Annotated in this window: 26 protein-coding genes, 1 tRNA gene and 2 other annotated features; of the genes, 24 read left to right on the top strand and 3 right to left on the bottom strand. The window is 29.6% G+C overall.

Annotated features, from left to right (window positions below):
* Nucleotides 1-157: 157 nt before the first annotated feature.
* The 3 genes from OCV55_RS04770 to OCV55_RS04760 form a co-directional block, all read right to left on the bottom strand.
* Nucleotides 158-234, bottom strand: a tRNA-Arg gene (locus tag OCV55_RS04770).
* 61 nt (nt 235-295) lie between these two features.
* Nucleotides 296-766, bottom strand: a complete 471-nt coding sequence (locus tag OCV55_RS04765; protein ID WP_117864403.1) for a metallophosphoesterase family protein — start codon at nt 764-766, stop codon at nt 296-298.
* A 33-nt stretch (nt 767-799) separates the two neighbouring features.
* Nucleotides 800-1705, bottom strand: a complete 906-nt coding sequence (locus tag OCV55_RS04760; RefSeq protein WP_032091607.1) for a GerMN domain-containing protein — start codon at nt 1703-1705, stop codon at nt 800-802.
* A 111-nt stretch (nt 1706-1816) separates the two neighbouring features.
* Between OCV55_RS04760 and OCV55_RS04755 the strand changes: the two genes are divergently transcribed.
* From OCV55_RS04755 to ruvA, 24 genes are all read left to right on the top strand, one after another.
* Nucleotides 1817-1966 carry a hypothetical protein gene (locus tag OCV55_RS04755; RefSeq protein ID WP_022002244.1) on the top strand — a complete coding sequence of 50 codons (150 nt, stop codon included), beginning with the start codon at nt 1817-1819 and terminating at the stop codon, nt 1964-1966.
* Nucleotides 1963-2883 carry a hypothetical protein gene (locus tag OCV55_RS04750; RefSeq protein ID WP_022002243.1) on the top strand — a complete coding sequence of 307 codons (921 nt, stop codon included), beginning with the start codon at nt 1963-1965 and terminating at the stop codon, nt 2881-2883. Before OCV55_RS04755 ends, OCV55_RS04750 begins: the two co-directional genes overlap by 4 nt.
* 76 nt (nt 2884-2959) lie before the next feature.
* A complete protein-coding gene (gene tig, locus OCV55_RS04745; RefSeq protein ID WP_107029915.1) occupies nt 2960-4243 on the top strand; it encodes a trigger factor in 1284 nt (427 codons plus the stop codon).
* 43 nt (nt 4244-4286) lie between these two features.
* On the top strand, nt 4287-6608 hold the full coding sequence (gene lon, locus OCV55_RS04740) for an endopeptidase La (RefSeq protein ID WP_032091604.1): 2322 nt from the start codon (nt 4287-4289) through the stop codon (nt 6606-6608).
* A 52-nt stretch (nt 6609-6660) separates the two neighbouring features.
* Nucleotides 6661-7260: a ribosome biogenesis GTP-binding protein YihA/YsxC gene (yihA, locus tag OCV55_RS04735; RefSeq protein WP_032091603.1), complete on the top strand. Its 600-nt coding sequence runs from the start codon at nt 6661-6663 to the stop codon at nt 7258-7260.
* 61 nt (nt 7261-7321) lie between these two features.
* On the top strand, nt 7322-8011 hold the full coding sequence (locus tag OCV55_RS04730; RefSeq protein ID WP_032091602.1) for a LysM peptidoglycan-binding domain-containing protein: 690 nt from the start codon (nt 7322-7324) through the stop codon (nt 8009-8011).
* A complete protein-coding gene (locus tag OCV55_RS04725; RefSeq protein ID WP_147579955.1) occupies nt 7980-8900 on the top strand; it encodes a hypothetical protein in 921 nt (306 codons plus the stop codon). Before OCV55_RS04730 ends, OCV55_RS04725 begins: the two co-directional genes overlap by 32 nt.
* A gap of 15 nt (nt 8901-8915) precedes the next feature.
* Nucleotides 8916-9123, top strand: a binding site (T-box leader).
* 32 nt (nt 9124-9155) lie between these two features.
* Nucleotides 9156-9830: a DMP19 family protein gene (locus tag OCV55_RS04720; protein ID WP_119362972.1), complete on the top strand. Its 675-nt coding sequence runs from the start codon at nt 9156-9158 to the stop codon at nt 9828-9830.
* The gene (locus tag OCV55_RS04715; RefSeq protein ID WP_032091599.1) at nt 9808-12429 is read left to right on the top strand and encodes a valine--tRNA ligase; all 2622 of its coding nucleotides are present in this window, start codon (nt 9808-9810) and stop codon (nt 12427-12429) included. The genes OCV55_RS04720 and OCV55_RS04715 overlap by 23 nt, the downstream gene beginning before the upstream one ends.
* A 125-nt stretch (nt 12430-12554) precedes the next feature.
* Complete coding sequence (locus tag OCV55_RS04710; protein WP_167389340.1) at nt 12555-12713, top strand: hypothetical protein; 159 nt, start codon at nt 12555-12557, stop codon at nt 12711-12713.
* Nucleotides 12714-12780: 67 nt separating this feature from the next.
* On the top strand, nt 12781-13164 hold the full coding sequence (locus tag OCV55_RS04705) for an SPOR domain-containing protein (protein ID WP_147579954.1): 384 nt from the start codon (nt 12781-12783) through the stop codon (nt 13162-13164).
* Nucleotides 13165-13209: 45 nt separating this feature from the next.
* Entirely contained in the window at nt 13210-13716 is a 507-nt protein-coding gene (locus OCV55_RS04700; protein WP_032091597.1) for a biotin transporter BioY, read from the top strand.
* Nucleotides 13717-14400 (top strand): RadC family protein, encoded by a 684-nt coding sequence (radC, locus tag OCV55_RS04695; RefSeq protein WP_119362975.1) that lies wholly within the window; start codon nt 13717-13719, stop codon nt 14398-14400.
* Nucleotides 14401-14447: 47 nt separating this feature from the next.
* Nucleotides 14448-15305 (top strand): rod shape-determining protein MreC, encoded by an 858-nt coding sequence (gene mreC, locus OCV55_RS04690; RefSeq protein WP_032091595.1) that lies wholly within the window; start codon nt 14448-14450, stop codon nt 15303-15305.
* The gene (locus tag OCV55_RS04685) at nt 15295-15819 is read left to right on the top strand and encodes a hypothetical protein (RefSeq protein ID WP_147579953.1); all 525 of its coding nucleotides are present in this window, start codon (nt 15295-15297) and stop codon (nt 15817-15819) included. The genes mreC and OCV55_RS04685 overlap by 11 nt, the downstream gene beginning before the upstream one ends.
* Complete coding sequence (locus OCV55_RS04680; protein WP_119362976.1) at nt 15803-16378, top strand: hypothetical protein; 576 nt, start codon at nt 15803-15805, stop codon at nt 16376-16378. The genes OCV55_RS04685 and OCV55_RS04680 overlap by 17 nt, the downstream gene beginning before the upstream one ends.
* Nucleotides 16371-17150: a septum site-determining protein MinD gene (gene minD, locus OCV55_RS04675; RefSeq protein WP_022002228.1), complete on the top strand. Its 780-nt coding sequence runs from the start codon at nt 16371-16373 to the stop codon at nt 17148-17150. Before OCV55_RS04680 ends, minD begins: the two co-directional genes overlap by 8 nt.
* A gap of 26 nt (nt 17151-17176) precedes the next feature.
* Nucleotides 17177-17713, top strand: coding sequence for a peptidoglycan DD-metalloendopeptidase family protein (locus tag OCV55_RS04670; protein WP_227392222.1), 537 nt, complete (start codon nt 17177-17179; stop codon nt 17711-17713).
* 1 nt (nt 17714) lies between these two features.
* Complete coding sequence (locus tag OCV55_RS04665; RefSeq protein WP_147579951.1) at nt 17715-18419, top strand: site-2 protease family protein; 705 nt, start codon at nt 17715-17717, stop codon at nt 18417-18419.
* Nucleotides 18420-18460: 41 nt separating this feature from the next.
* Nucleotides 18461-18531 (top strand) — a sequence feature (ribosomal protein L21 leader region).
* A 16-nt stretch (nt 18532-18547) separates the two neighbouring features.
* Nucleotides 18548-18859 carry a 50S ribosomal protein L21 gene (gene rplU / locus OCV55_RS04660; RefSeq protein WP_032091590.1) on the top strand — a complete coding sequence of 104 codons (312 nt, stop codon included), beginning with the start codon at nt 18548-18550 and terminating at the stop codon, nt 18857-18859.
* Entirely contained in the window at nt 18859-19182 is a 324-nt protein-coding gene (locus tag OCV55_RS04655) for a ribosomal-processing cysteine protease Prp (RefSeq protein ID WP_032091589.1), read from the top strand. Before rplU ends, OCV55_RS04655 begins: the two co-directional genes overlap by 1 nt.
* 4 nt (nt 19183-19186) lie before the next feature.
* Nucleotides 19187-19471 (top strand): 50S ribosomal protein L27, encoded by a 285-nt coding sequence (gene rpmA / locus OCV55_RS04650; RefSeq protein ID WP_022002223.1) that lies wholly within the window; start codon nt 19187-19189, stop codon nt 19469-19471.
* 44 nt (nt 19472-19515) lie between these two features.
* Nucleotides 19516-20796: a GTPase ObgE gene (obgE, locus tag OCV55_RS04645; RefSeq protein ID WP_032091588.1), complete on the top strand. Its 1281-nt coding sequence runs from the start codon at nt 19516-19518 to the stop codon at nt 20794-20796.
* 129 nt (nt 20797-20925) lie between these two features.
* On the top strand, nt 20926-21483 hold the full coding sequence (gene ruvA, locus OCV55_RS04640) for a Holliday junction branch migration protein RuvA (RefSeq protein ID WP_022002221.1): 558 nt from the start codon (nt 20926-20928) through the stop codon (nt 21481-21483).
* Nucleotides 21484-21485: the final 2 nt, after the last annotated feature.

Here is a 21485-nt window from a genome sequence, read left to right as displayed (position 1 = left end):
GAATTAGCTAAACTTAATGTAACTGAAAATACGATTTTCTATAAAAATTAGTTCCTATTTTCTCTTATTTCCAGTTTCTGCTTGCAATTCGGGAAATTTATATTTTGAAGAGATATATATAAAATAAAAAACAACCCGAAGGTTGTTGTTTATTAAATGGCGTCCACGAAGGGATTCGAACCCCTGACCGCACGCTTAGAAGGCGTGTGCTCTATCCAGCTGAGCTACGTAGACATTGCTTACTTTCAACTGCTCAACTAGAATAGCATATATTTTTTTAAAAAGCAATACTTTTTTAAAAATCATCTAAATTTTTGAATTCAACCTTTAAATCTTTACCTTCTACATAAATAACACAATAACTTCGATTACTTCCTCCACGAGGTAAAGTTGTAGATCCAGGATTAATAAGTGTATAACCATCAACTTCTTTATACATAGGAACATGCGTATGTCCTGAAAGTAGTACATCACAGTTTGCTTCTTGCAAAGTATAGATCATACTTGTTTCACGATCCATATATCCAAAACGATGCCCATGAGCAACTAAAAAGTTTAAATCTTCAACTTTAAATTTGATTTGATTTGGAAAATCACTATACCAATCATTGTTTCCTTTAACACATAACCAATCTTGCATCATATATGTTTCAGCTTCACTATCACCACAGTGAACATAATAATCTCCATCGGGTTCTAGTTCTTTTACACGATTAATCATTTGATGATAACCATGACTATCTGACATTACTACTATTTTTTTCATTTTCATCACCAAAAACATTATAACAAAACTTTACTAGATTTGTACAATATTATCGATTGATGTACTTACATTTTGATCTTCTTGAATAAGTTCATTATTAATATAGATATGGACTGAACTAACATCAGGAAGTGATAAAAATGATTTTTCGAGACGACTATAAAGAGTAGGGGAAATATTTTCGCTATTATCTAGAATACGTGATGATAAATAGATAGAAAGTAAGCCATCGTTTAATTGTGATTTTTTAGTTGTTTCTACTTTAGTATTATTTTCAAAATGATCTAATAATAAAGATACTTTTTGATCAATTGTTTGATTTGTGTTTTGAATACGTGTTGTTGTAGGAATATAATATGTTTTTCCAGCAATTTCTTTTTCGTTATAAACAAGGACGGAAGAGGTTTGATAAAGATCAAAAGTGGATGTTTCAAAGTTATTAATACCTAAATTAGGAGTGATACAACTTAATGGTATTGTTGTGTTTTCAAATGAAGAAACAGCTTTACCATCTATTTTCATATTGATTTTAGAAATACCATCTTTACAAAATAAATAGCTAAGAGCTTCACAAATATCTAAAGCTTGTTGATTGTTTGATACTTTAAAGTTATTTGTAAAATCAAATGTAAGTTGATTACTTTCCATAATTAAAGCATTAAGTTCTAATTTCTTATTAAAAATAGGATAAAGTCCTAATTGAGTAAAATCTTTTGATTTCATTGTTTCAATAATCCCTCGAATATTATTTTCCTTATTATCCTTAACACCAATATCTACAGAAACAGGAATAAGCGTTTCATCTTGATCTTTAAAAATAACTGTTTGCATATTGGCTTTCTTTTTCACTGTTTTAACATCATCATTTTTAAAATAAACAAAGGTTGCAAAAGCACATAAAAAAATCATTGAAATATTTCTTAAATATTTTTTATACATGAAATCACCTCACTATTTAAAATATGAAAAGAGTGATAAAATAGTCTTAAAATTTGCCTTTTTTAAAGATTTATTTTATATTATAATAGCGAAAATGAAGGAGGGATAGTTGTGCCACTTACTGATGATGATTTTGTGAAGACTGGGAAACTAGAGGGTTATAGTGAAATGATTCAAAAATTACATGAAGAAGAACAAACACAACCCGAAATCACTTATGATTTACAATTAGATGATGATGAGGATGAAGAAGAAAAATGATAGAAGATTTAATTGAAACAGGTCAATATAAAGAAGCGTTGCAATATTTAAATGATATGGATAATGAACAAGTACGTTATCAAAGACTTGTTTGTTTATATGGATTGAAAGAGTTACAACAAGCTAAAAGAGAAGGTATGAAAGCAAAAGTTCTTGCTGGAGAAACTTATTATGATGTTGTTGCTATTTATGTATCGATTTTAAAAGATTTAGAAGAATTTGAAGAAGCTATTAATATTATTGTAGAGGAATTATCAATGCCTTATATTCCTTATCAATATGAAACAGTTTTTAATGCAGCTTATGATGAACTGTTATTAGCAAAACAAGAAGCATCTTTTGATGGGGTGACTCAAAAAGTCTTTAATGAAGAAGATATCGAAAATATTTTAACTAAAAAAGATACAAATGAAGATTTACTTTATATGGCTATTGAACAAATGGAAGGCATGAATATTCGTCGTATGATTGTTCCTATTCGTCAATTTATTAGAGATAATGATCAACCTGATTTTGCCAAAAGTTTATTAATAGAATTAATGATTGATCAAGAAATTGATGAAGATTTGGAAGTTGTCAAAAAAGGTGTGCACTACGACATTAACCCAAGTTATGCCCCAATGGTCTTGAATCAAGAATCTGGTGTTGAGATTTATAAATTGTTGATGGATGCTTTAGAAGATGATAATCCATCTTTACTTACGATGTGTGAACAATTTTTAAATTTTTATCTTTATTCAATCTATCCAAAATATATTGATGAACAAGATTATCGTAGTATTGCAGGAGCTATTCATTATCATTTAGCATCTTTACAATATATAGATATTGAATTAGAAGATATTGAGTATTTATATAATTGCAATCAAGAGGATGTAAAAGATGTATTGGAAACAATACAATCAATCGAATATTAAAATTTATTAATATAGTTGAATTTAAAAAAAGGTTAGTATATAATGTCTTTTGATACGGAATAAGGAGAAATATATAATGAGAACAACTACAAAAAAATTAGAAAATGCTGTTACTCAAATTAAAGTAACATTTGATAAAAAAGAATGGGCAGAAGCTCAAGACGCTGCTTTAAAAAGATTAGCTACAAGAGTTAAATTAGATGGTTTCAGACCTGGTAAAGCTCCAGTTGCTATGATTAAAGCTAGACTTGGAAAACAAGCTATCTATGATGAAGCTACTGATCAAATCTTACAAAAAAGATATGCTGATATCATGAAAAAAGCTGAAGTTGCTCCAATTGCTCAACCAACATTAAATATTGATAGTGTTGATAATGATAACTTAAAAATTACAATTTTATGTCCTGTTAAACCTGAAGTTGAATTAGGTGAATACAAAGGATTGGAAGTTAAAAAAGGTAGAGTAACTGTTGCTAAAAAAGATATCGAAGCACAAGTTGAAAACTATCGTCATCAATTCGCTGAATTAACAACTAAAGAAAACGGTGAAGTTGCTAAAGGTGATACAGTAGTTATGGACTTTGAAGGATTCATCGATGGTGAAGCATTCGAAGGTGGAAAAGCTGAAAATCATTCATTAGAAATCGGTTCTGGACAATTCATTCCAGGTTTTGAAGATCAAATGATCGGTATGACTTGTGAAAATGAAAAAGATGTTGTTGTAACATTCCCAGAAGATTATCAAGCTACTGAATTAGCTGGTAAAGAAGCTACATTCAAAGTAACTGTTCATGAAATTAAAGAAAAAGTTTTACCTGAAGCTGATGATGAATTAGCTAAAGATGTTAACATCGAAGGTGTTGAAACTTTAGATCAATTAAAAGATCATATTAAAGCTCAATTAAAATCACAAAAAGAAAATGAAGTAGAAAATAAATTCTTCTCTGATTTAACTCAAGCTTTAATTGAATGTTGTAAAGTAGAAGATAGCGAAGCTTTATTAAATTCTGAATTAGATACAATGTTAAGAGAAGTTGAAATGAACTTGCAACAACAAGGTTTATCATTTGAATTATATGAACAATTCACTGGTAAAAACAAAGATGCTATCAAAGCTGATTTAACTGATCAAGCAAAAGACAGAGTTAAATTAAACTTAATCTTAGCTGCTATCGTTGAAGCTGAAAATATTGAAGTAACTGATGAAGAACGTAATAGCGAATTAGAAACAATCGCAAATACATATAATAGAGACTTAGAAGAAATCAAACAAATCTTCGCTCAAAATATGTACCAAATCGATGCTGATATTTTAAATAGAAAAGCGTTAGACGTTGTTAAAGAAAACTTAAAGAAATAGTTTAAAAGACGCGTAAGCGTCTTTTTAAAAAAGGAGGATTATTATGAGTGAAAGTACATTATTAACCCTTCCTGTTGTGTGCACAAGAGGAATGATTGTCTTTCCGGGTAACCGTTTATCATTAGATGTTGGTCGCCCCCTTAGTTTAAAAGCACTTGAACTTTCAAGTCGTGACTTTGATAACAATATCCTATTTGTATCACAAATCAATCCTATTGTTGATGATCCGAAATATGATGATGTTTATCATGTTGGAACTTTATGTAAAATTGAAAAGAAAATCCGTCGCGATAGTGCAGGGACAATCAAATTAACTGTTACTGGAGAAAAAAGAGTTGCTCTTCGAGATTTTAAAATTGAAGATGGTTCAATTTTTTCAACAGCTGAAGTTTTAGAAGATATTTATGGAGACACAAATGAAGAAGTTGCTTTAGTAAGAAAAACAACAGCTTATTTTGAACAAGCAAGACGTCATATGCCTCATATTCCAGCTGAAAGCTTAACATTGCTTTCAAATGGAACATCAGCTAGTTTACTTGCTGATACAATTGGTCAATATTTACCAATTGATTTAGATAGAAAACAAAAAATTCTTGAAGAACAAAGAATTAATGAAAGATTATTCTTAGTAGCAAGTTCTATTGAATCTGAAAAAATGATTAGTCAATTAGAAGATACAATCAATAGAAAAGTCAAAGAAAGTATTGATGAAAATCAAAAAGAATACTATCTAAGAGAAAAATTAAGAGCTATTAAAGATGAACTTGGTGATACTGTTGATAAAGGGGACGATGCTGATCAAATTCGTAAAGAATTAGCTGAAAATCCATATCCTCAATATATCAAGGATAAAATTGAAGAAGAATTACGTCGTTTTGAAGCTATGCCACCAGCATCTTCAGAAGCGAACGTTGTAAGAACTTATATTGATTGGGTGATGAAAACACCTTGGTATCAAGAAACTAAAGATGAAGAGGATATTTCTAAAATTGAAGCTATTTTAGAAGAAGATCATTTTGGTTTAGAAAAAGTAAAAGAAAGAATTGTTGAACACTTAGCAGTTAAACAAATGACACAATCTTTAAAAGCACCAATTATCTGTTTAGCAGGTCCACCAGGTGTGGGGAAAACAAGTATTGCTAAAAGTATTGCCCGTGCTTTAGATCGTAAATTTGTTAAAGCTTCTTTAGGTGGGGTAAGAGACGAAGCGGAAGTTCGTGGACATCGTCGTACTTATTTAGGATCAATGCCTGGACGTATCATTCAAGGAATGAAAAAAGCTGGTGTTGTAAATCCTGTCTTCTTATTAGATGAAATTGATAAGATGGCAAGTGATTATAAAGGAGATCCTACAAGTGCAATGCTTGAAGTTTTAGACCCTGAACAAAATTCTCAATTCTCTGATAACTATATCGAAGAACCATATGATTTATCTAAAGTTTTATTCATTGCGACTGCTAATGATTTAGGAGGAATTCCTGGACCACTTAGAGATCGTCTTGAAATTATTGAAGTTTCAAGTTATACAGAACAAGAAAAATTAATGATTGTTAAAGAGCATTTAATTAAAAAACAATTAGATGCGCATTCATTAAAACCTGAACAAATGATTATTTCTGATGATATCATCATGGAAATCATTCAACACTATACACGTGAAGCAGGTGTTCGTGAACTTGAAAGATATATTGCTAAATTATGTCGTAAAACTGTCTTAGCTATCTTAAAAGAAAAAGTTGAATCAGTTACAATTGATCAAGATAAACTTGTTGAATTCTTAGGAAAAGCACCATTTGATCATACTAAGAAACTTCCTCGTCCTCAAGTAGGTGTTGTTACTGGTATGGCATATACTCAATTTGGTGGAGATATTTTACCAATTGAAGTTAATCATTTTGATGGTACTGGTAAATTTATTATTACTGGTCAATTAGGGGATGTAATGAAAGAATCTGCTTCAATTGCATTAGATTATTTAAAAGCTAACAAAGAAAAATATGGCTTAGATGATAAAGCCTTTGAAAAACAAGATATTCATATCCATGTTCCAGAAGGAGCTATCAAAAAAGATGGTCCATCTGCAGGGGTAACTCTTACAACAGCTATCTATTCAGCGTTTACAAATAAACCTGTAAGAGATGATGTTGCGATGACTGGAGAAATCACTTTACGTGGAAATGTTCTACCAATTGGTGGATTAAAAGAAAAATCTATTTCAGCACATCGTTCTGGAATTAGAAAAATCATCATTCCTAAAGAAAATGAAAAGGATATCGAAGATATCCCAGAATCAGTAAGAAATGATTTAGAAATTGTTTTAGCTGATCATATCGATACAGTTTTAGAACATGCAATTGTTAAATAACGGAAACTTGAATTTCCGTTATTTTTTTTGTACAATAAAAAAGGTGAGAAAAATGGTAAAAATTAAAAAAGCAGAATATATATTATCAGCCGCATGGAAAAGCCAATGGCCTGAAGAAAGCTTTCCAGAAATGTGTTTAGCTGGACGATCAAATGTTGGAAAAAGTAGTTTTATTAATGCGATGTTATCTAGAAATGGTCTTGCAAAAGTATCAAGTACGCCAGGTAAAACAAGAACTTTGAATTTCTTTAATGTCAATGATGCACTTTATTTTGTAGATGTTCCTGGATATGGATATGCCAAAGTTGCTAATAATGTCACAAAACAATTTGGTAAAACGATGGATGAATATATTAGTGAAAGACAAACTTTAAGAGGTTTTATTTTACTTGTAGATTATCGTCATAAACCAACAAAAGATGATGTGATGATGTATGAGTTTGTTAAACATCATGGTGTACCTGTCATTGTCGTTGCGACTAAAGAAGATAAACTTAAACGTAATGATTTAAAGAAAAATGAAAAATTAATTAAAGATACATTACATTTTGATCCAAGTGATACATTTATTCGTTTTTCAAGTTTAAAGAAAAAAGGAATTCAAGAAGCTTGGAATGCAATTTATGAATTGTGTGATTTAGATTTTGAGTAGGGAAACCTACTTTTTTTCATATCTGATGATTTATTGCATAGACTTTGTTAGGAGGATGACTATGCAAAAAATATTTTACGAAAAGGAAATTGATTTATTACATCAATTAAAGGAATTAGTTTCTTTAACGGTTGATGAATCTATCGACTATAAGATTGAAGATCATGGTGTTAGAGCGGTGGGGAGTCTTGCTATTAAAGGAGAATATATTAGTCAAGAAAAAAGACATTTTTTAGAAAATGTGGAATTAGATGTTTATGCGGATGATCAAAAGATTATAGATCATCAAGATTTTCATTTAAAGGTTGAAGATTTTCATTATGATATTATTGATGGTAATTTGAAAATTAAAATTGAAGTTGGAGTGTATGGGGTTGAAGAAGGCGAAAATCGTTATATTCAACTTGATGAAGATCCTATTGATGAAATTGAAAAATTATCAAGGGATGTTGAGACGCAAACGATAAATGAACAAGTCGTTGCTGAGGCACCCGAAGAAATTCAAGATGTTGAAAAGTTACAAGAAAAAATTTATGAAACGAAAGAAAAAGAAGAAAAGGTTGATGATGACGAGGATCTAGGTGTTTATTATTTATATGTCGTTTTACCAAATGATACGTATGCTTCAATAGCTAGACAATACCAGGTAGATGAAAAAATGATTAGAGACTATAATCAAGATCTAAATTTAGATGCAGGACAAATTCTTATTATTCCTTATGCTCCAAAAGATCATTCAAACAAAGTATGATTTAGACGTAATTGGACTGATTCAAATCAGTCCGCATGTCTATAAAGTGAAAACAGCTAATCATTTTTATTGTGTTAAGATTGTTGATGAAAAGAAACTAGAAGTTGCTTATCAACATCTTAATACCTTACATCTCCATCATTTTATTCATTTGATATTAAATAATGAACAACACTATTTTACACCTTTTCAAGATCAATATATCTATCTTATGCCTTATTTACAAGAAGATAATCATATAAAAAAAGGAATGAAAATAAAAACATATTATCAAATCCTAGCGTATTTACACAATCATTCTTTTTTTATGCAACATGAGGAAGACGCTTTTTTTAAAAAGCAGTATGATGATCTTTTTTCTTTGATTCAACAAAGAAAAAATGATTATGAAGAATTAATGAGAGAATTTGAATTTAGAAAATTTAAATCTCCAGCAGGTTGGATGCTTGTTTTAAATTATTATCGTATCGTTCATTATTTAAATCAAGCACATTATTATTTAAGTCAATATCAAGAAATAATGAAAGGTAAAAATGAAATTAGACTTTCTTTAACGTATAATCATTTTGATAAGGAACATATTTTTGTTAGTGATGAAACACTTATTTCAATTGATCGAATGAAAATTAATTATTGTATTTATGATTTGATAGATATTTTTCAAAATCATGATGAACTCTATGATAGTTTACCGTTATTAGAATATTATTTAAAAGAAGTAAAGCTTTTAAAAGAAGAAAAAATCTTAATGCAATGTATTTTATCAATTGTTCCACAAGTTCAATTAAATTTACAAGAAGAAGTCAATATTTATCAAATGTCAAAATTAATTTGTTATTTAGATGGTTTACAAGAAATATTCAAAAAGTTAATGATTGACGAGAAATAGTCTATTTGATAGAATAGAACTGCAATGATTTGGAGGAGTAGTTCTTCTTTGTTTGATAGAGAGTCCCGTTTGCTGGAAAGGGATAAATGAAAAGAGTGAAGGTAGCCAAGGAGCATGTTAGATGAAATGAAGTAGTTTAACACGTAGAACTGCGTTAAAGTTTTAAGGTGCTAAGTTTTATACTTAGAACTAAGGTGGTATCGCGATATAAGTCGTCCTTAGAGGGATGGCTTTTTTATTTTAAGGAGGAAAAAGATGAATTATTTTACAGAGTATTGGTATGTATGGATTATTTTTGCTGTCATGTGTGTGTTCTTGTTTAGTTTTTATGGTAAAAAATTTAAACAATTAAAAGAAAAAAGAAAGCAATATGAAGAAAAATTAGCTCAAGAAAAAGATATGTTTTCTCATCTTACAAGTGATGTTTTTGATAAGATTGAACCAATTGATCTAACAAGAGCTGTTATTTTTCATATTAATGCGAAAGAAGATCGTCTATATGAAGATGATAACTATGATGGAAATATTATTCCTTATTTGACACATGAGGAATTATTGATTTATACAATGTACCAATTAGAATGTTCTTTAGAAGGGGGAAGAGGTTCAATCCATTCGTTTTTTATAACAGAACCTTATTGTAATTATCGACCTTATTATAAAGAAGCATTTGAAACAATGAAATGTTATGATATTGCTCATTTATTAGAAGAAGCTGAAAAATTAGCTATTTTAATTGAAAACGATCAAGAAGATGAAATTGATGAAACAAGTGAATACGCTACATACAATTTCTCTGATTTTACAAATGAATTTGTTTCTTTATTACGTTCTTCAGGAATTGGTGATAAATTAGGAGAATACATTAAAGAACATAAAGAAAGTTTTATTGAAAAGGATGATGAAAATGAAAAAAGAATTAGCGAGTAAATATGATCATAAAAGTGTTGAAAAAGGTAAATATCAACATTGGTTAGAAAAAGAATATTTTAAAGCAGGAGATGTTTCTAAAAAGCCTTATGCAATCGTTATTCCACCACCAAACGTTACAGGTAAACTTCATTTAGGACATGCTTGGGATACAACTTTACAAGATATGATTATTCGTTATAAAAGAATGCAAGGTTATGATGCTTTATGGCTTCCTGGTATGGACCATGCCGGAATTGCTACACAAGCTAAAGTAGAAGCAAGAATGAGAGAAGAAGGAATTTCTCGTTATGATTTAGGAAGAGAAGGTTTCTTAGAAAAAGCTTGGTCTTGGAAAGAAGAATATGCTTCTATTATTCGTGCTCAATGGGAAAAATTAGGTTTATCTTTAGATTATTCGAAAGAAAGATTTACTTTAGATGAAGGATTATCTCAAGCGGTTAAAGAAGTTTTCGTTCGTTTATATGAAAAAGGATATATTTATCAAGGTAAAAGAATTATTAACTGGGATCCTGTACAAAGAACAGCTTTAAGTAATATCGAAGTTATTCATAAAGAAATTGAAGGGGCAATGTATTATTTCAAATATAAAATTGTAGATAGTGATCAAGAATTAGTCATTGCGACAACACGTCCTGAAACAATGTTTGCCGATCAAGCTATCTTTGTTCACCCTGATGATGAAAGATATAAAGATTTAGTTGGTAAATATGCAATCAACCCAGCTAATGGTGAAAAATTACCAATTATGGCTGATAGTTATATCGATATGGATTTTGGAACTGCGGTAATGAAATGTACACCTGCTCATGATCCAAATGACTTTGCTTTAGCTAAAAAATACAACTTAGACATGCCTATTTGTATGAATGATGATGGAACAATGAATGAACTTTGTCATAAATATCAAGGTATGGATCGTTTTGAATGTCGTAAACAATTAGTTGCTGATTTTGAAGCAGCGGGTATTGTTGATCATATTGAAAAACATTTACATCAAGTAGGTCACTCAGAAAGATCAGGAGCTATTGTTGAACCTTATTTATCAAAACAATGGTTCGTTAAGATGAAACCATTGGCTGAAGCTGCTTTAGCTAATCAAAAGAAAGATTCTAAAGTAAACTTTGTACCAGAAAGATTTGAAAAAACATTTACACAATGGATGGAAAATATCGAAGATTGGTGTATTTCACGTCAATTATGGTGGGGACATCAAGTACCAGCATGGTATCATAAAGAAACAGGTGAAGTTTATGTTGGAAAAACTGCACCAGAAGATACCGAAAACTGGACACAAGATGAAGATGTCTTAGATACTTGGTTCTCTAGTGCATTATGGCCATTTTCAACATTAGGTTGGCCTAATACGGAAGATCCTTTATTTAAAAGATACTTCCCAACAAATACTTTAGTTACAGGATATGATATTATTTTCTTCTGGGTAAGTCGTATGATTTTCCAATCATTAGAATTTACAGGTCAAAGACCATTTGAACATGTTTTGATTCATGGTTTAATTCGTGATGAACAAGGAAGAAAAATGTCTAAATCATTAGGTAATGGGGTTGACCCAATGGATGTTATCGATCAATACGGTGCTGATACATTAAGATTCTTCTTAACTACAAATTCAGCACCAGGTATGGATTTAAGATATATTCCTGAAAAACTAGAAGCATCATGGAATTTTATTAATAAAATTTGGAACTCAGCAAGATTCGTTTTAATGAATATTGATGGAGATTTAGAATATAAGGATTTAAAATTTGATCATTTAAATTTATGTGATAAATGGATTTTAAATCGTTTAAATAACGTAATTGAAGAGGTAGATGCCAACATGGATAAATTTGAATTCGTTAATGTTGGTAGCGAATTATATAAATTCATTTGGGATGATTTCTGTTCATGGTATATCGAACTTACAAAAGTTCATTTAAATAGTGATAATGAAGTTGAAAAACAAGCAAGTGCTCATACTCTTGTTTATGTATTAAATGCAATCGTTAGAATGTTACATCCATTCATGCCATTTGTAACTGAAGAAATTTATCAAGCAATTCCACATTTAGAAGAATCAATTTGTATTTCTAAATATCCAACAGTAAATCCTGATTTCAATGATGAAAACATCAACAAACAATTTACTTATTTAATGGATATTGTTAAAGGTGTTCGTGAAATTCGTGCAAACTATACAATTAAAAATGCAATCGAAGTGGAATACTCAATTGAAACAAAAGATGAAAACTTACAAGCTTTATTAGACCAATGTGTTCCTTACTTAAAGAAATTATGTAATGCAACTTGTGTTGGTTATAATCAAGAAGCTTCTAAAGATGTTGCGACAGCAATGATTCAAGGTGGTAATACATTGATCGTTGAACTTGGTGCTTATGTTGATAAAGAAGCAGAAAAACAAAAATTACAAGCTGAACTTCAAAAACTTGAAGGGGAAATTAAACGTTGTACAAATATGTTAAGTAATGAAAAATTTGTATCAAAAGCACCTCAAGCAAAAGTTGATAGTGAACGTCAAAAATTAGAAGATTATACATCTAAATATAATGCTGTTAAAGAAAAATTAGCAGCTATGTAAAATCAAGTTTGAAAAAACTTGATTTTTTTTAATTTTTAAAAGAAAAATACTCAAAAAATGTCTATATAAATAGTGAGGAAGTTAGTGGGTGTCTGTTCCTTAAATAAAAAAAGGAGGAAATGAAAATGCAAGAATTACAATTAACAAATCAAATGGAAATTATTGGTGGAGGAGTAGGAACATGGATTGTCTGTGTTGTTGTGGGAGCAGCCGTTTATAAAATGTTATATTCTTCTAGTGGTCGTATTTCAATTCCAAGACTTGTTTCTATTGAATGGAGATAATAGATGAAGGTACTTCGGTACCTTCATATTCTTTATTAATTTTCATAGACTAGAAAGAGGTGAGTCTATGAAAAAGAAAGGAATGCTTATTTTTACTTTTTTAATGCTTTTATGTAATACACTAACTATGTATTATGTAAATCGAGCACTTAAACAAGAAATCAATATCTATGTTGTCCAAGTAGGACGCTATAAAGAAAAAGCAAATGCTGAAAATACAATGAAACAAATAGAAGAATTAGGGTATAAGAGTTCTATGTATCAAGATCAAGAGTATGTTGTTATTACTGATATTTTTATAAAACAAAAAGAGGCACATCAACAAGCAAAAGAGATTGCTGAAAAAGGAAATACATGTGTGGTTAAAGAATATTTTATAGATGATCGTTATCAAGAGAATATTGAAAAAAAAGAATATAATGCAATTTATCAATTTTTAAAAACAAATTGACAAGGAAGTTACTCTTTGATAGTATGCTTTCAGGGGGTGAAAACTTTGAACTTCAAAACAAAAGAAATGTGTTATTGCGCACTTATGGCATGTATGATGGCTATATTTTCGCAAATTAAAATTGATTTACCAGGATATGTACCAATTACATTACAAACCTTTATGGTTTGTTTAATTGCATTGATTGCTCCTTGTAAGGTAGCAGTTAGTGCATGTGTTGTTTATTTGTTGATGGGAGCGGTTGGTTTACCTGTTTTTGCTGGATTTCAAGGTGGTATGGGATCGCTTTTAGGTTATAGTGGGGGATATATCTTTTCGTTTCCAATAATGGTCTATGTTATTTCAAAATTAAAAACAAGAGTTCCTATTGGTTTAGCATGTATTATTGGAAGTGTGATCTGCTATTTTATTGGAACACTGTGGTTTATGTTTGTGACGAAGATGAATTTAAGTGCTTCTTTAATGATGTGTGTTGTTCCTTTTATACCTGGAGATCTTATAAAAATAGTATTAGCCTATTGTTTAAGTAAAAAAATAAAAGTAAAGCTTTAAATGATGTTGAATTGTCCTCGCTTTGAAAGACCAAGAGAAAAAGCAATTTATAATGGGATTGAAACTTTATCGAATCAAGAATTAATTGCAGTAATTTTAAGAACAGGAAATAAAGAAATGTCTGTTTTAAATTTGGCTTCTTTATTATTAGAAGAAATAGGAGGGTTCCAAGCTTTAAAAGATGTAGACTATTATCAATTAACGAAAATCAAAGGTATTAAACAAGCAAAAGCAATTGAATTAATGGCAAGTATAGAACTTGCGAAAAGAATGCAAAAAGAAAATACAAAAAGATTTGTTATTAAAGAACCTCAAGATGGTTATGAATATATTAAACATAAATTGATGTTTGAAAAACAGGAAAAAGTCATTTTACTTTGTTTAAATAGCCGTTTAGAAATCATTCAAGAGAAATTATTATTTATAGGAAGTGGAGATGCTTCTATGTTAGAAACAAAAGAGGTATTTCAACATACACTTAGATGTGGTGCTAATCGAATTATTTTGATACATAATCATCCAAGTGGAAATCCTGCACCATCTGTAGAAGATGAACTAATAACGCAAAAGATTAAAGAAATGGCGGATTGTTTAGAAATAGAGTTCATAGATCATCTAATTGTTGGTAAGCATTGTTTTTATAGTTTTGCTTCAAAAAAAATCTATCAAAATAAAGAAGATTGATTTTTTTTAGTGAACTCTATATAATGAATGATACTAGAGGTGATTATATGAACAATCGTAGAAAAAAAAGAAATAAAAGAATTATTATTGGTTTTTTTGTCGTTGTTATTTTAGTATCAGTTATTGGTTTTTTTGTAGGGAGAAAACAATCCCGTTTAGAAAAGACATTAAGTAATTCTATTTCTATGATTGAATACTATATTATTAAAAAACCTATTTCTTTTGTAAATGATATCTTTAATGAATATAATGATTTAAAGGATGTTTATGATGAAAATAGAATTTTAAAAGAAAAGTTAGATTCTTATGTCAATATTGAATCTGAAAATGAAGTTTTACAATCAGAAATTAAAAAATTAAAGAAATTAACAGAAATGGATTATCTTCCAAATGATTATAAAACGAAGGCAGCTAGTGTACAAATACGTGATCAAACAAATTGGAATGATGAAATTACAATTGATGCTGGAAGTTTAAATAATGTTCAAGAAGGAATGGCAGTTTGTGATTCTAAAGGAATGATCGGTGTTGTTAGTCATGTAACGGAAATTAGTTCTACTGTTTCGTTACTTACAAGTGAAAATCCATCAAATCAAATTCCAGTAATGATTATTAATGGTGATCAAACGATTTATGGATTATTAAAAAATTATGATGTTAATAAGAAAGTTTTAAATATTACTTTACTTTCAGGAATTGATAAATTAGAAAAAAATGCGAAAGTTTATACTTCTGGTTTAGGTGGAGATGGAAAATGTCCTAAAGGAATTTATATTGGTAAAGCAAAAAAACTGGTAACTCAAAGTGATGGAACAACAATGACTTTAACTGTTAAAATGGCTGCGCAGTTTAAAGATTTATCTTATGTAAGTGTAGTAAAGAAGGTCAATGGTAATGAAGAATAAGCTTGTTAGATATTTAATTATCATGTTTATTTTCTTTGTTATCGACAGTATTTTACGTTTTTATTTACCATCTTCAATTTTGAAATTAAATTTGACAATTGTTCCTTATGTTGGTGTGATGATGTTTGATTTATTGACGAATACAATTGATGAAGATCATCGTTATATTTTTGCAGGAATTTGTGGAATTTATTTTAGTGTAATTTATGGAAATTCTATTTTTGTATATGTCTTATTGTTCTTTATGTATTCTTTTTTTGAAAAGCGTTATATGAAAAAAGCTGTTATGACTTATTTTGAGGCGATTGTCATCGTTGTTTTGACAATTTTTGTACAGGAGAGTGTGTTATATTCTTTAATGTGGATAACAAATACAACTCAATTAGTGATAACAACATTTCTAATTAAGAGACTACTACCAACATTACTATTCAATATTGTTATTTTTAATGGGGTGTATTTTATCCACGATAAATTAAATCTTGAAGGTGATATTGATGTATATTTTAGTTAAGAATCTTAATGGACGTTTGATTTTTATAATGGATAATGAAGTCGATTTTGAAGTTTTATTAAATGAATTAAAAGGTCTTTTGGTGCAATCTTTCTTTAAAAAGAAGGATTATTACCCAAAGGCCTTTTTTGATTTGAAGGGTCGAATTTTGGAAAATGATGAGATATTACAATTTTTTGGTGTTCTTGTAGAATGTAAAAGTCTCTTGTTTGGTGGTTTTATAGAAGAAAAAACGGAGGAGAAAAAAGAATTAAGAATGATCGATGCTTCTATACATGCGGGAGAAAAAATAGAAATTTATGAAGATACATTAATTACAGGTAAAATCAATCCAGGGGCCATTGTTCAAGTGTATGCTAAATTATATGTCATGCAAGGTGTTTTTGGGATTATAGAAGTCCAAAGTGAAGAAGCTTGTATTTCCAGTCAAAGATTTAAGAATGCAACAATTCGCTTTTTTGGAAAATCTATACACCATTTTACAACTTTCGAAATGTCACTTGTTTATTATAAAGATAACGATATCGTTGTAGAAAAGGGGGATTACATACATGTCTAGAATCATTACTGTGACATCTGGAAAAGGTGGTGTGGGTAAAAGTAGTATCAGTGTTAATTTAGCAATTGCTTTGGCACATCAAAACTTAAAAGTATGTTTGATTGATGGAGATTTTGGTTTAAAGAATTTAGATGTTATGATGGGATTGGAAAATAGAGTTGTTTATGATTTAAATGATGTGATTTCTGGTAAATGTGAAATTCATCAGGTGTTGGTCAAAGATAAAAGAGAACAAACGCTTTATTTATTACCAGCGTGTAAAACGTTGTCTTTTCAAAATTTAGATGCATCGATCATGGCGGCACTGATTGATTATTTAAAAAATGATTTTGATTTTATTATTGTAGATTCACCAGCAGGAATTGAACAAGGGTTTACTTATGCCTCATCAATTGCTGATGAAGCAATTATTGTTGTTAATCTTGATCTTGCAACATTAAGAGATAATGACCGAGTGATTGGCCTATTGCTTAAAAAGGGAATACAGGATTTAAAGTTGATTATTAATAAAGTGAATTTAGATGATATTGAAGATGGCAAATCATTAACGATCGATGATGCTTTAGATATTTTATCTTTACCACTTTTAGGAATTGTTTATGAAGATCATGAAATGATTGAAGCTAATAATAAAGGACGCCCTGTTTATTTGTTGAAGGGTCATCTTTTACATGATTGTTTTGATAATATCGCACATCGTTTGTTAGGACATAAAAGAGCTTTTGCTAAATGTAAAAGGAGAGGTTTATTAAGTCGTATCTTTTTGGGATGATTTCATATGATGTAATAGGTGATTATATGTCAGATTTGGATGATGTAAGAAAACGCATTGAAAAAAGGAAAAGACCACTTAATGATCATAATTTCAAAAAGCTTTATAATGGGATGGTACGTTTGATGGTTATGATGATTGTTGTTTTAGGTTCATTGATTGTTTTGAAAAATCCAGAACTTGAACAAAAAATATTTAATCAAAAATATTTACAACAATTGATTACCTTTGTTTCACAAAGTGTTTTAGATTTTTTACCAGAAGATGTTAAAGTAAGTCAAGAATTACAATATACCTTGATCAAGGATGACTATTATAAAGGAACAGGAAATCAGGTTCTTGCAATGAATAACGGTAAAGTGATTGATGTAAAAAAACAACAAGTGACTATTTTAGATGAAAATGGTACGGAAATTACTTTTTCTAAGTTAAAAGATATTCAAGTAAATAAATTTCAAAAAATAAAACAAGGGGATACAATTGCTTTGTATCAACAAAAGTTTAAAATGATATTTGAATATTTAGGAAAACAAATCACTTATCAAGAATATTTGGGGATGTAAAATGAAAATACATCCCCTTACTTATTTTTATTTACTTTTAGCCTTTATATCAGGTTCTTCTTATTATGTGGCTTTTTTATTTTTTTCTATTTTACATGAAATAGGTCATTATCTTGTGGCACTTTATTTTTCTTTTGAAATTGAAAAGATTATGATACTTCCTTTTGGGGCTTTTTTATCGTTAAAAGATTTAGGAAAACATTATGTTTATGAAGAAATAGGGATGCTTCTTTGTGGTCCATTTATTAATCTTATTTGTTTTATTTTTTTTATTTTTATAAAAGAACCATTGTTAGCTAAAATCAATATTTATATTTTAATATTCAACTTACTTCCAGTTTATCCTTTGGATGGTTCAAAACTTTTATTATTATTTTTATCTTATTTCATAGATTATCAAAAAGCCATGCAAATACAAATAAAAGTTTCACTATTGTTTATTTGTATTTTATGGATTATTACGAAACAAATAGGGAGAAAAATTATTTTAGGATATTTATTTTATCAAGTTATTTTATATCTTAAAAATTATCGTTTGATTTATATGGAAACATTGATGAGTGATCATCTTAGTAAAAAAAGAGTGAAAATAAATAAACATCTTGAATATTTTCGACCTTATCAAAATATCTATCATTTTCATCAACGATTTTATGATTTTGACACAATAAAAATTTATTTGATAAAATCTAAGAAATCGCATTGACTTTAATTGGAATATTCAGTATAATGCACTTGTTGTAGACCTCTAGACTACAACCGCACATAAAAGGTACTAAATGCGTTTGCTGCCTTGGTTGGCGAGTCTTAGAAAAAAATTATAGGAGGTGCGGTATGTACGCAATTATCGAAACAGGTGGAAAACAATTAAAAGTTGAAGCTGGTGATGCAATTTTCGTAGAAAAATTAGAAGTTGAAGCAGGAGAAAAAGTTACTTTTGATAAAGTATTATTAGTTGGAGATGAAACTGTAACTATTGGTGCTCCTTACGTTGAAGGTGCTACTGTAGAAGCTACTGTAGAAAAACAAGGTAAAGAAAGAAAAGTAACTATTTATAAATATAACGCTAAAAAACATTACCACAAAAAACAAGGTCATAGACAACCTTATACAAAATTAATTGTTGATTCAATCAACGTTAAATAATGATTAAAGTTCAAATAAAAAGAAATAATAAATATATTACTCAAATTAAAATAAAAGGACATGCCCAGTTTGGTGAATATGGCAAAGATCTTGTGTGTGCTGGCGTAAGTGCTGTAGCTACAGGTATTTGCAATACTCTTGCTAAAAAGGGATTTCTAGAAGAAAAAAAGTGTGCAATTATTTTAAAAAATGGTAATATAATGATAGATGTGTATGAAAATGATGAAATAATGCAAGTGATACTAGAGACTCTTGTGATTAGTTTGGAATCATTTACAGAAGACTATCATCAATATATCAAGATAACCTATGAGGAGGAATAACATCATGATGTTTAAATTAGATTTACAATTATTCGCTTCTAAAAAAGGGGTTGGATCAACTAAAAACGGTCGTGACTCAAAATCAAAAAGATTAGGAGCTAAATTATCAGACGGACAATTCGCTACTGCTGGTTCTATTATTTATAGACAAAGAGGTACTAAAATTCATCCAGGTACTAACGTAGGAAAAGGTGGAGATGACACTTTATTCGCTATGTGTGATGGAATTGTTAAATTCGAAAGAATGGGAAAAGATAGAAAAAAAGTATCAGTTTACCCAGCTGCATAATGAAATCCCTGAAAAGGGATTTTTTTTGAAAGAGAGGTGGAAGTATGCAATTTATCGATAAAGCTAAAATATATATTGAAGCTGGTAAAGGTGGAGATGGAACGGTGGCTTTTAGACGTGAAGCACATGTTCCAAAAGGTGGACCTGCCGGTGGAGACGGTGGAAAAGGTGGAAGCATTATTTTTGAAGCAACAACATCTTTATCAACGTTATTAGATTTAAAATATAAACGTGTTTATAAGGCACGTCCTGGTGGTAATGGGATGGCTAAAAAAATGCATGGTGCAGATGCAAGTGATTTAGTAATCAAGGTACCAGTGGGGACAGTTATTACGAATGAAGAAACTGGAAAAATTATGGCTGATTTAACAGAAGACAGACAACGTGTCGTTCTTGCTAAAGGTGGTCGTGGTGGAAGAGGAAATGCGCGTTTTGCAACTTCTCGAAATCCTGCACCACAAATTTGTGAAAGAGGAGAACCGGGAGAAAAATTTGATGTTTGCTGTGAGCTTAAATTATTAGCAGATGTTGGACTTGTAGGGTTCCCTTCAGTAGGTAAATCAACATTCTTATCTGTTGTTTCACGTGCAAGACCAGAAATTGCTGATTACCATTTTACGACTATTGTTCCTAATTTAGGAGTCGTTCAAGCAAAAGATGGTCGTAACTTTGTTATGGCTGACCTTCCAGGATTAATTGAAGGGGCAAGTCAAGGTAAAGGACTTGGTCATCAATTTTTAAGACATATTGAAAGATGTCGTGTTATTGTTCATATTATTGATATGGGTGGTATTGAAGGACGTGATCCTTATGAAGATTATTGTACAATTAATGAAGAACTTGGACAATATCAATATCGTTTATTAGAAAGACCACAAATTGTCGTAGCTAATAAAATGGATGAAGAAAATGCTGAAGAAAATTTAAAAGCTTTCAAAGAAAAAGTAGGAGAAGATGTTAAAGTATTCCCTATTTCAGCAATTATTCATGAAGGTGTTGATCAAGTATTATATGCTGTTGCAGATGCTTTAGAAACTGCGCCTAAGTTTGATATGGAAGAAGTAGAAGAAAATACAGTTGTTTATAATTATGAAGAAGAAGAGGCACCATTTGTTGTTCACAATTTAGGTAATGGTCAATGGACAATTACTGGTAAGAAGATTGAACGTCTTGTATCCATGACTTCTCTAGTAAGTGATGATGCAATTAAACGTTTATCTATTAAAATGCGTAATATGGGAATTGATGAAGCTCTTAGAAACGCAGGATGTCAAGATGGAGATGTTGTTTCTATTCTTGATTTTGAATTCGAATTCTATGATTAATGAATCAGGCTTTATGCCTGATTTTTTATTTTCAGTTAATAGATACTATGATATAATTGAGACAAATTTGACACAAATTTGAGACGAAATGATTTGTTTTTTATAATATAATAGTAATAGGAGAAATGTATGTATAGCTATATAAAAGGTTTGATTGTTGATATTCAAAGTGATCATATTGTTTTAGAAAATAATGGGATTGGTTATTTAATTTATGTGAGCAATCCTTATGCTTTTTCTAAAGGAAAAGAAGTGGTTGTTTATCTTTATCAACAAGTAAAAGAAGATGGTATTTTATTGTATGGATTTAATTTAAAAGAAGAAAAAGATTTATTTTTAAAATTGATTTCAGTTAAAGGAATTGGTTGTAAAAGTGCTTGTACAATGCTAGCAAGTGGGGATGTTGAAGGAATTTGTGAGGCTATTGAAAGTGGCAATATGACCTATTTAAAGAAAATACCAGGTATTGGACCTAAAGCAGCAGGACAAATTATTCTTGATTTACAAGGAAAAGTAACTGCTACAAAACAAACTGTCGTTAATCAAGAATTGGAAGAAGCTATGGAAGTATTAATTGCATTAGGTTATAAACAAAGTGAAGTAGATAAAGTTGTTAAGAAATTGACAGATGAAAATTTAGATACAAATGGTTATGTCAAAAAAGCATTAAGTTTAATTGTTAAATAGGA

The organism is [Clostridium] ammoniilyticum (assembly GCF_025566905.1).
In the GTDB taxonomy this organism is placed as follows: domain Bacteria; phylum Bacillota_I; class Bacilli_A; order Erysipelotrichales; family Coprobacillaceae; genus Faecalibacillus; species Faecalibacillus intestinalis.
This window is presented reverse-complemented; position numbering and strand designations above follow the sequence as displayed.

What these genes read in the sequence shown, in the direction of transcription:
- OCV55_RS04765 (WP_117864403.1), bottom strand. Translation starts at nt 766, where the DNA reads ATGAAAAAAATAGTAGTAATGTCAGATAGTCATGGTTATCATCAAATG.
- OCV55_RS04760 (WP_032091607.1), bottom strand. Translation starts at nt 1,705, where the DNA reads ATGTATAAAAAATATTTAAGAAATATTTCAATGATTTTTTTATGTGCT.
- OCV55_RS04750 (WP_022002243.1), top strand. Translation starts at nt 1,963, where the DNA reads ATGATAGAAGATTTAATTGAAACAGGTCAATATAAAGAAGCGTTGCAA.
- tig (WP_107029915.1), top strand. Translation starts at nt 2,960, where the DNA reads ATGAGAACAACTACAAAAAAATTAGAAAATGCTGTTACTCAAATTAAA.
- lon (WP_032091604.1), top strand. Translation starts at nt 4,287, where the DNA reads ATGAGTGAAAGTACATTATTAACCCTTCCTGTTGTGTGCACAAGAGGA.
- yihA (WP_032091603.1), top strand. Translation starts at nt 6,661, where the DNA reads ATGGTAAAAATTAAAAAAGCAGAATATATATTATCAGCCGCATGGAAA.
- OCV55_RS04730 (WP_032091602.1), top strand. Translation starts at nt 7,322, where the DNA reads ATGCAAAAAATATTTTACGAAAAGGAAATTGATTTATTACATCAATTA.
- OCV55_RS04725 (WP_147579955.1), top strand. Translation starts at nt 7,980, where the DNA reads ATGCTCCAAAAGATCATTCAAACAAAGTATGATTTAGACGTAATTGGA.
- OCV55_RS04720 (WP_119362972.1), top strand. Translation starts at nt 9,156, where the DNA reads ATGAATTATTTTACAGAGTATTGGTATGTATGGATTATTTTTGCTGTC.
- OCV55_RS04715 (WP_032091599.1), top strand. Translation starts at nt 9,808, where the DNA reads ATGAAAAAAGAATTAGCGAGTAAATATGATCATAAAAGTGTTGAAAAA.
- OCV55_RS04710 (WP_167389340.1), top strand. Translation starts at nt 12,555, where the DNA reads ATGCAAGAATTACAATTAACAAATCAAATGGAAATTATTGGTGGAGGA.
- OCV55_RS04705 (WP_147579954.1), top strand. Translation starts at nt 12,781, where the DNA reads ATGAAAAAGAAAGGAATGCTTATTTTTACTTTTTTAATGCTTTTATGT.
- radC (WP_119362975.1), top strand. Translation starts at nt 13,717, where the DNA reads ATGATGTTGAATTGTCCTCGCTTTGAAAGACCAAGAGAAAAAGCAATT.
- mreC (WP_032091595.1), top strand. Translation starts at nt 14,448, where the DNA reads ATGAACAATCGTAGAAAAAAAAGAAATAAAAGAATTATTATTGGTTTT.
- OCV55_RS04685 (WP_147579953.1), top strand. Translation starts at nt 15,295, where the DNA reads ATGAAGAATAAGCTTGTTAGATATTTAATTATCATGTTTATTTTCTTT.
- OCV55_RS04680 (WP_119362976.1), top strand. Translation starts at nt 15,803, where the DNA reads ATGTATATTTTAGTTAAGAATCTTAATGGACGTTTGATTTTTATAATG.
- minD (WP_022002228.1), top strand. Translation starts at nt 16,371, where the DNA reads ATGTCTAGAATCATTACTGTGACATCTGGAAAAGGTGGTGTGGGTAAA.
- OCV55_RS04670 (WP_227392222.1), top strand. Translation starts at nt 17,177, where the DNA reads ATGTCAGATTTGGATGATGTAAGAAAACGCATTGAAAAAAGGAAAAGA.
- OCV55_RS04665 (WP_147579951.1), top strand. Translation starts at nt 17,715, where the DNA reads ATGAAAATACATCCCCTTACTTATTTTTATTTACTTTTAGCCTTTATA.
- rplU (WP_032091590.1), top strand. Translation starts at nt 18,548, where the DNA reads ATGTACGCAATTATCGAAACAGGTGGAAAACAATTAAAAGTTGAAGCT.
- OCV55_RS04655 (WP_032091589.1), top strand. Translation starts at nt 18,859, where the DNA reads ATGATTAAAGTTCAAATAAAAAGAAATAATAAATATATTACTCAAATT.
- rpmA (WP_022002223.1), top strand. Translation starts at nt 19,187, where the DNA reads ATGATGTTTAAATTAGATTTACAATTATTCGCTTCTAAAAAAGGGGTT.
- obgE (WP_032091588.1), top strand. Translation starts at nt 19,516, where the DNA reads ATGCAATTTATCGATAAAGCTAAAATATATATTGAAGCTGGTAAAGGT.
- ruvA (WP_022002221.1), top strand. Translation starts at nt 20,926, where the DNA reads ATGTATAGCTATATAAAAGGTTTGATTGTTGATATTCAAAGTGATCAT.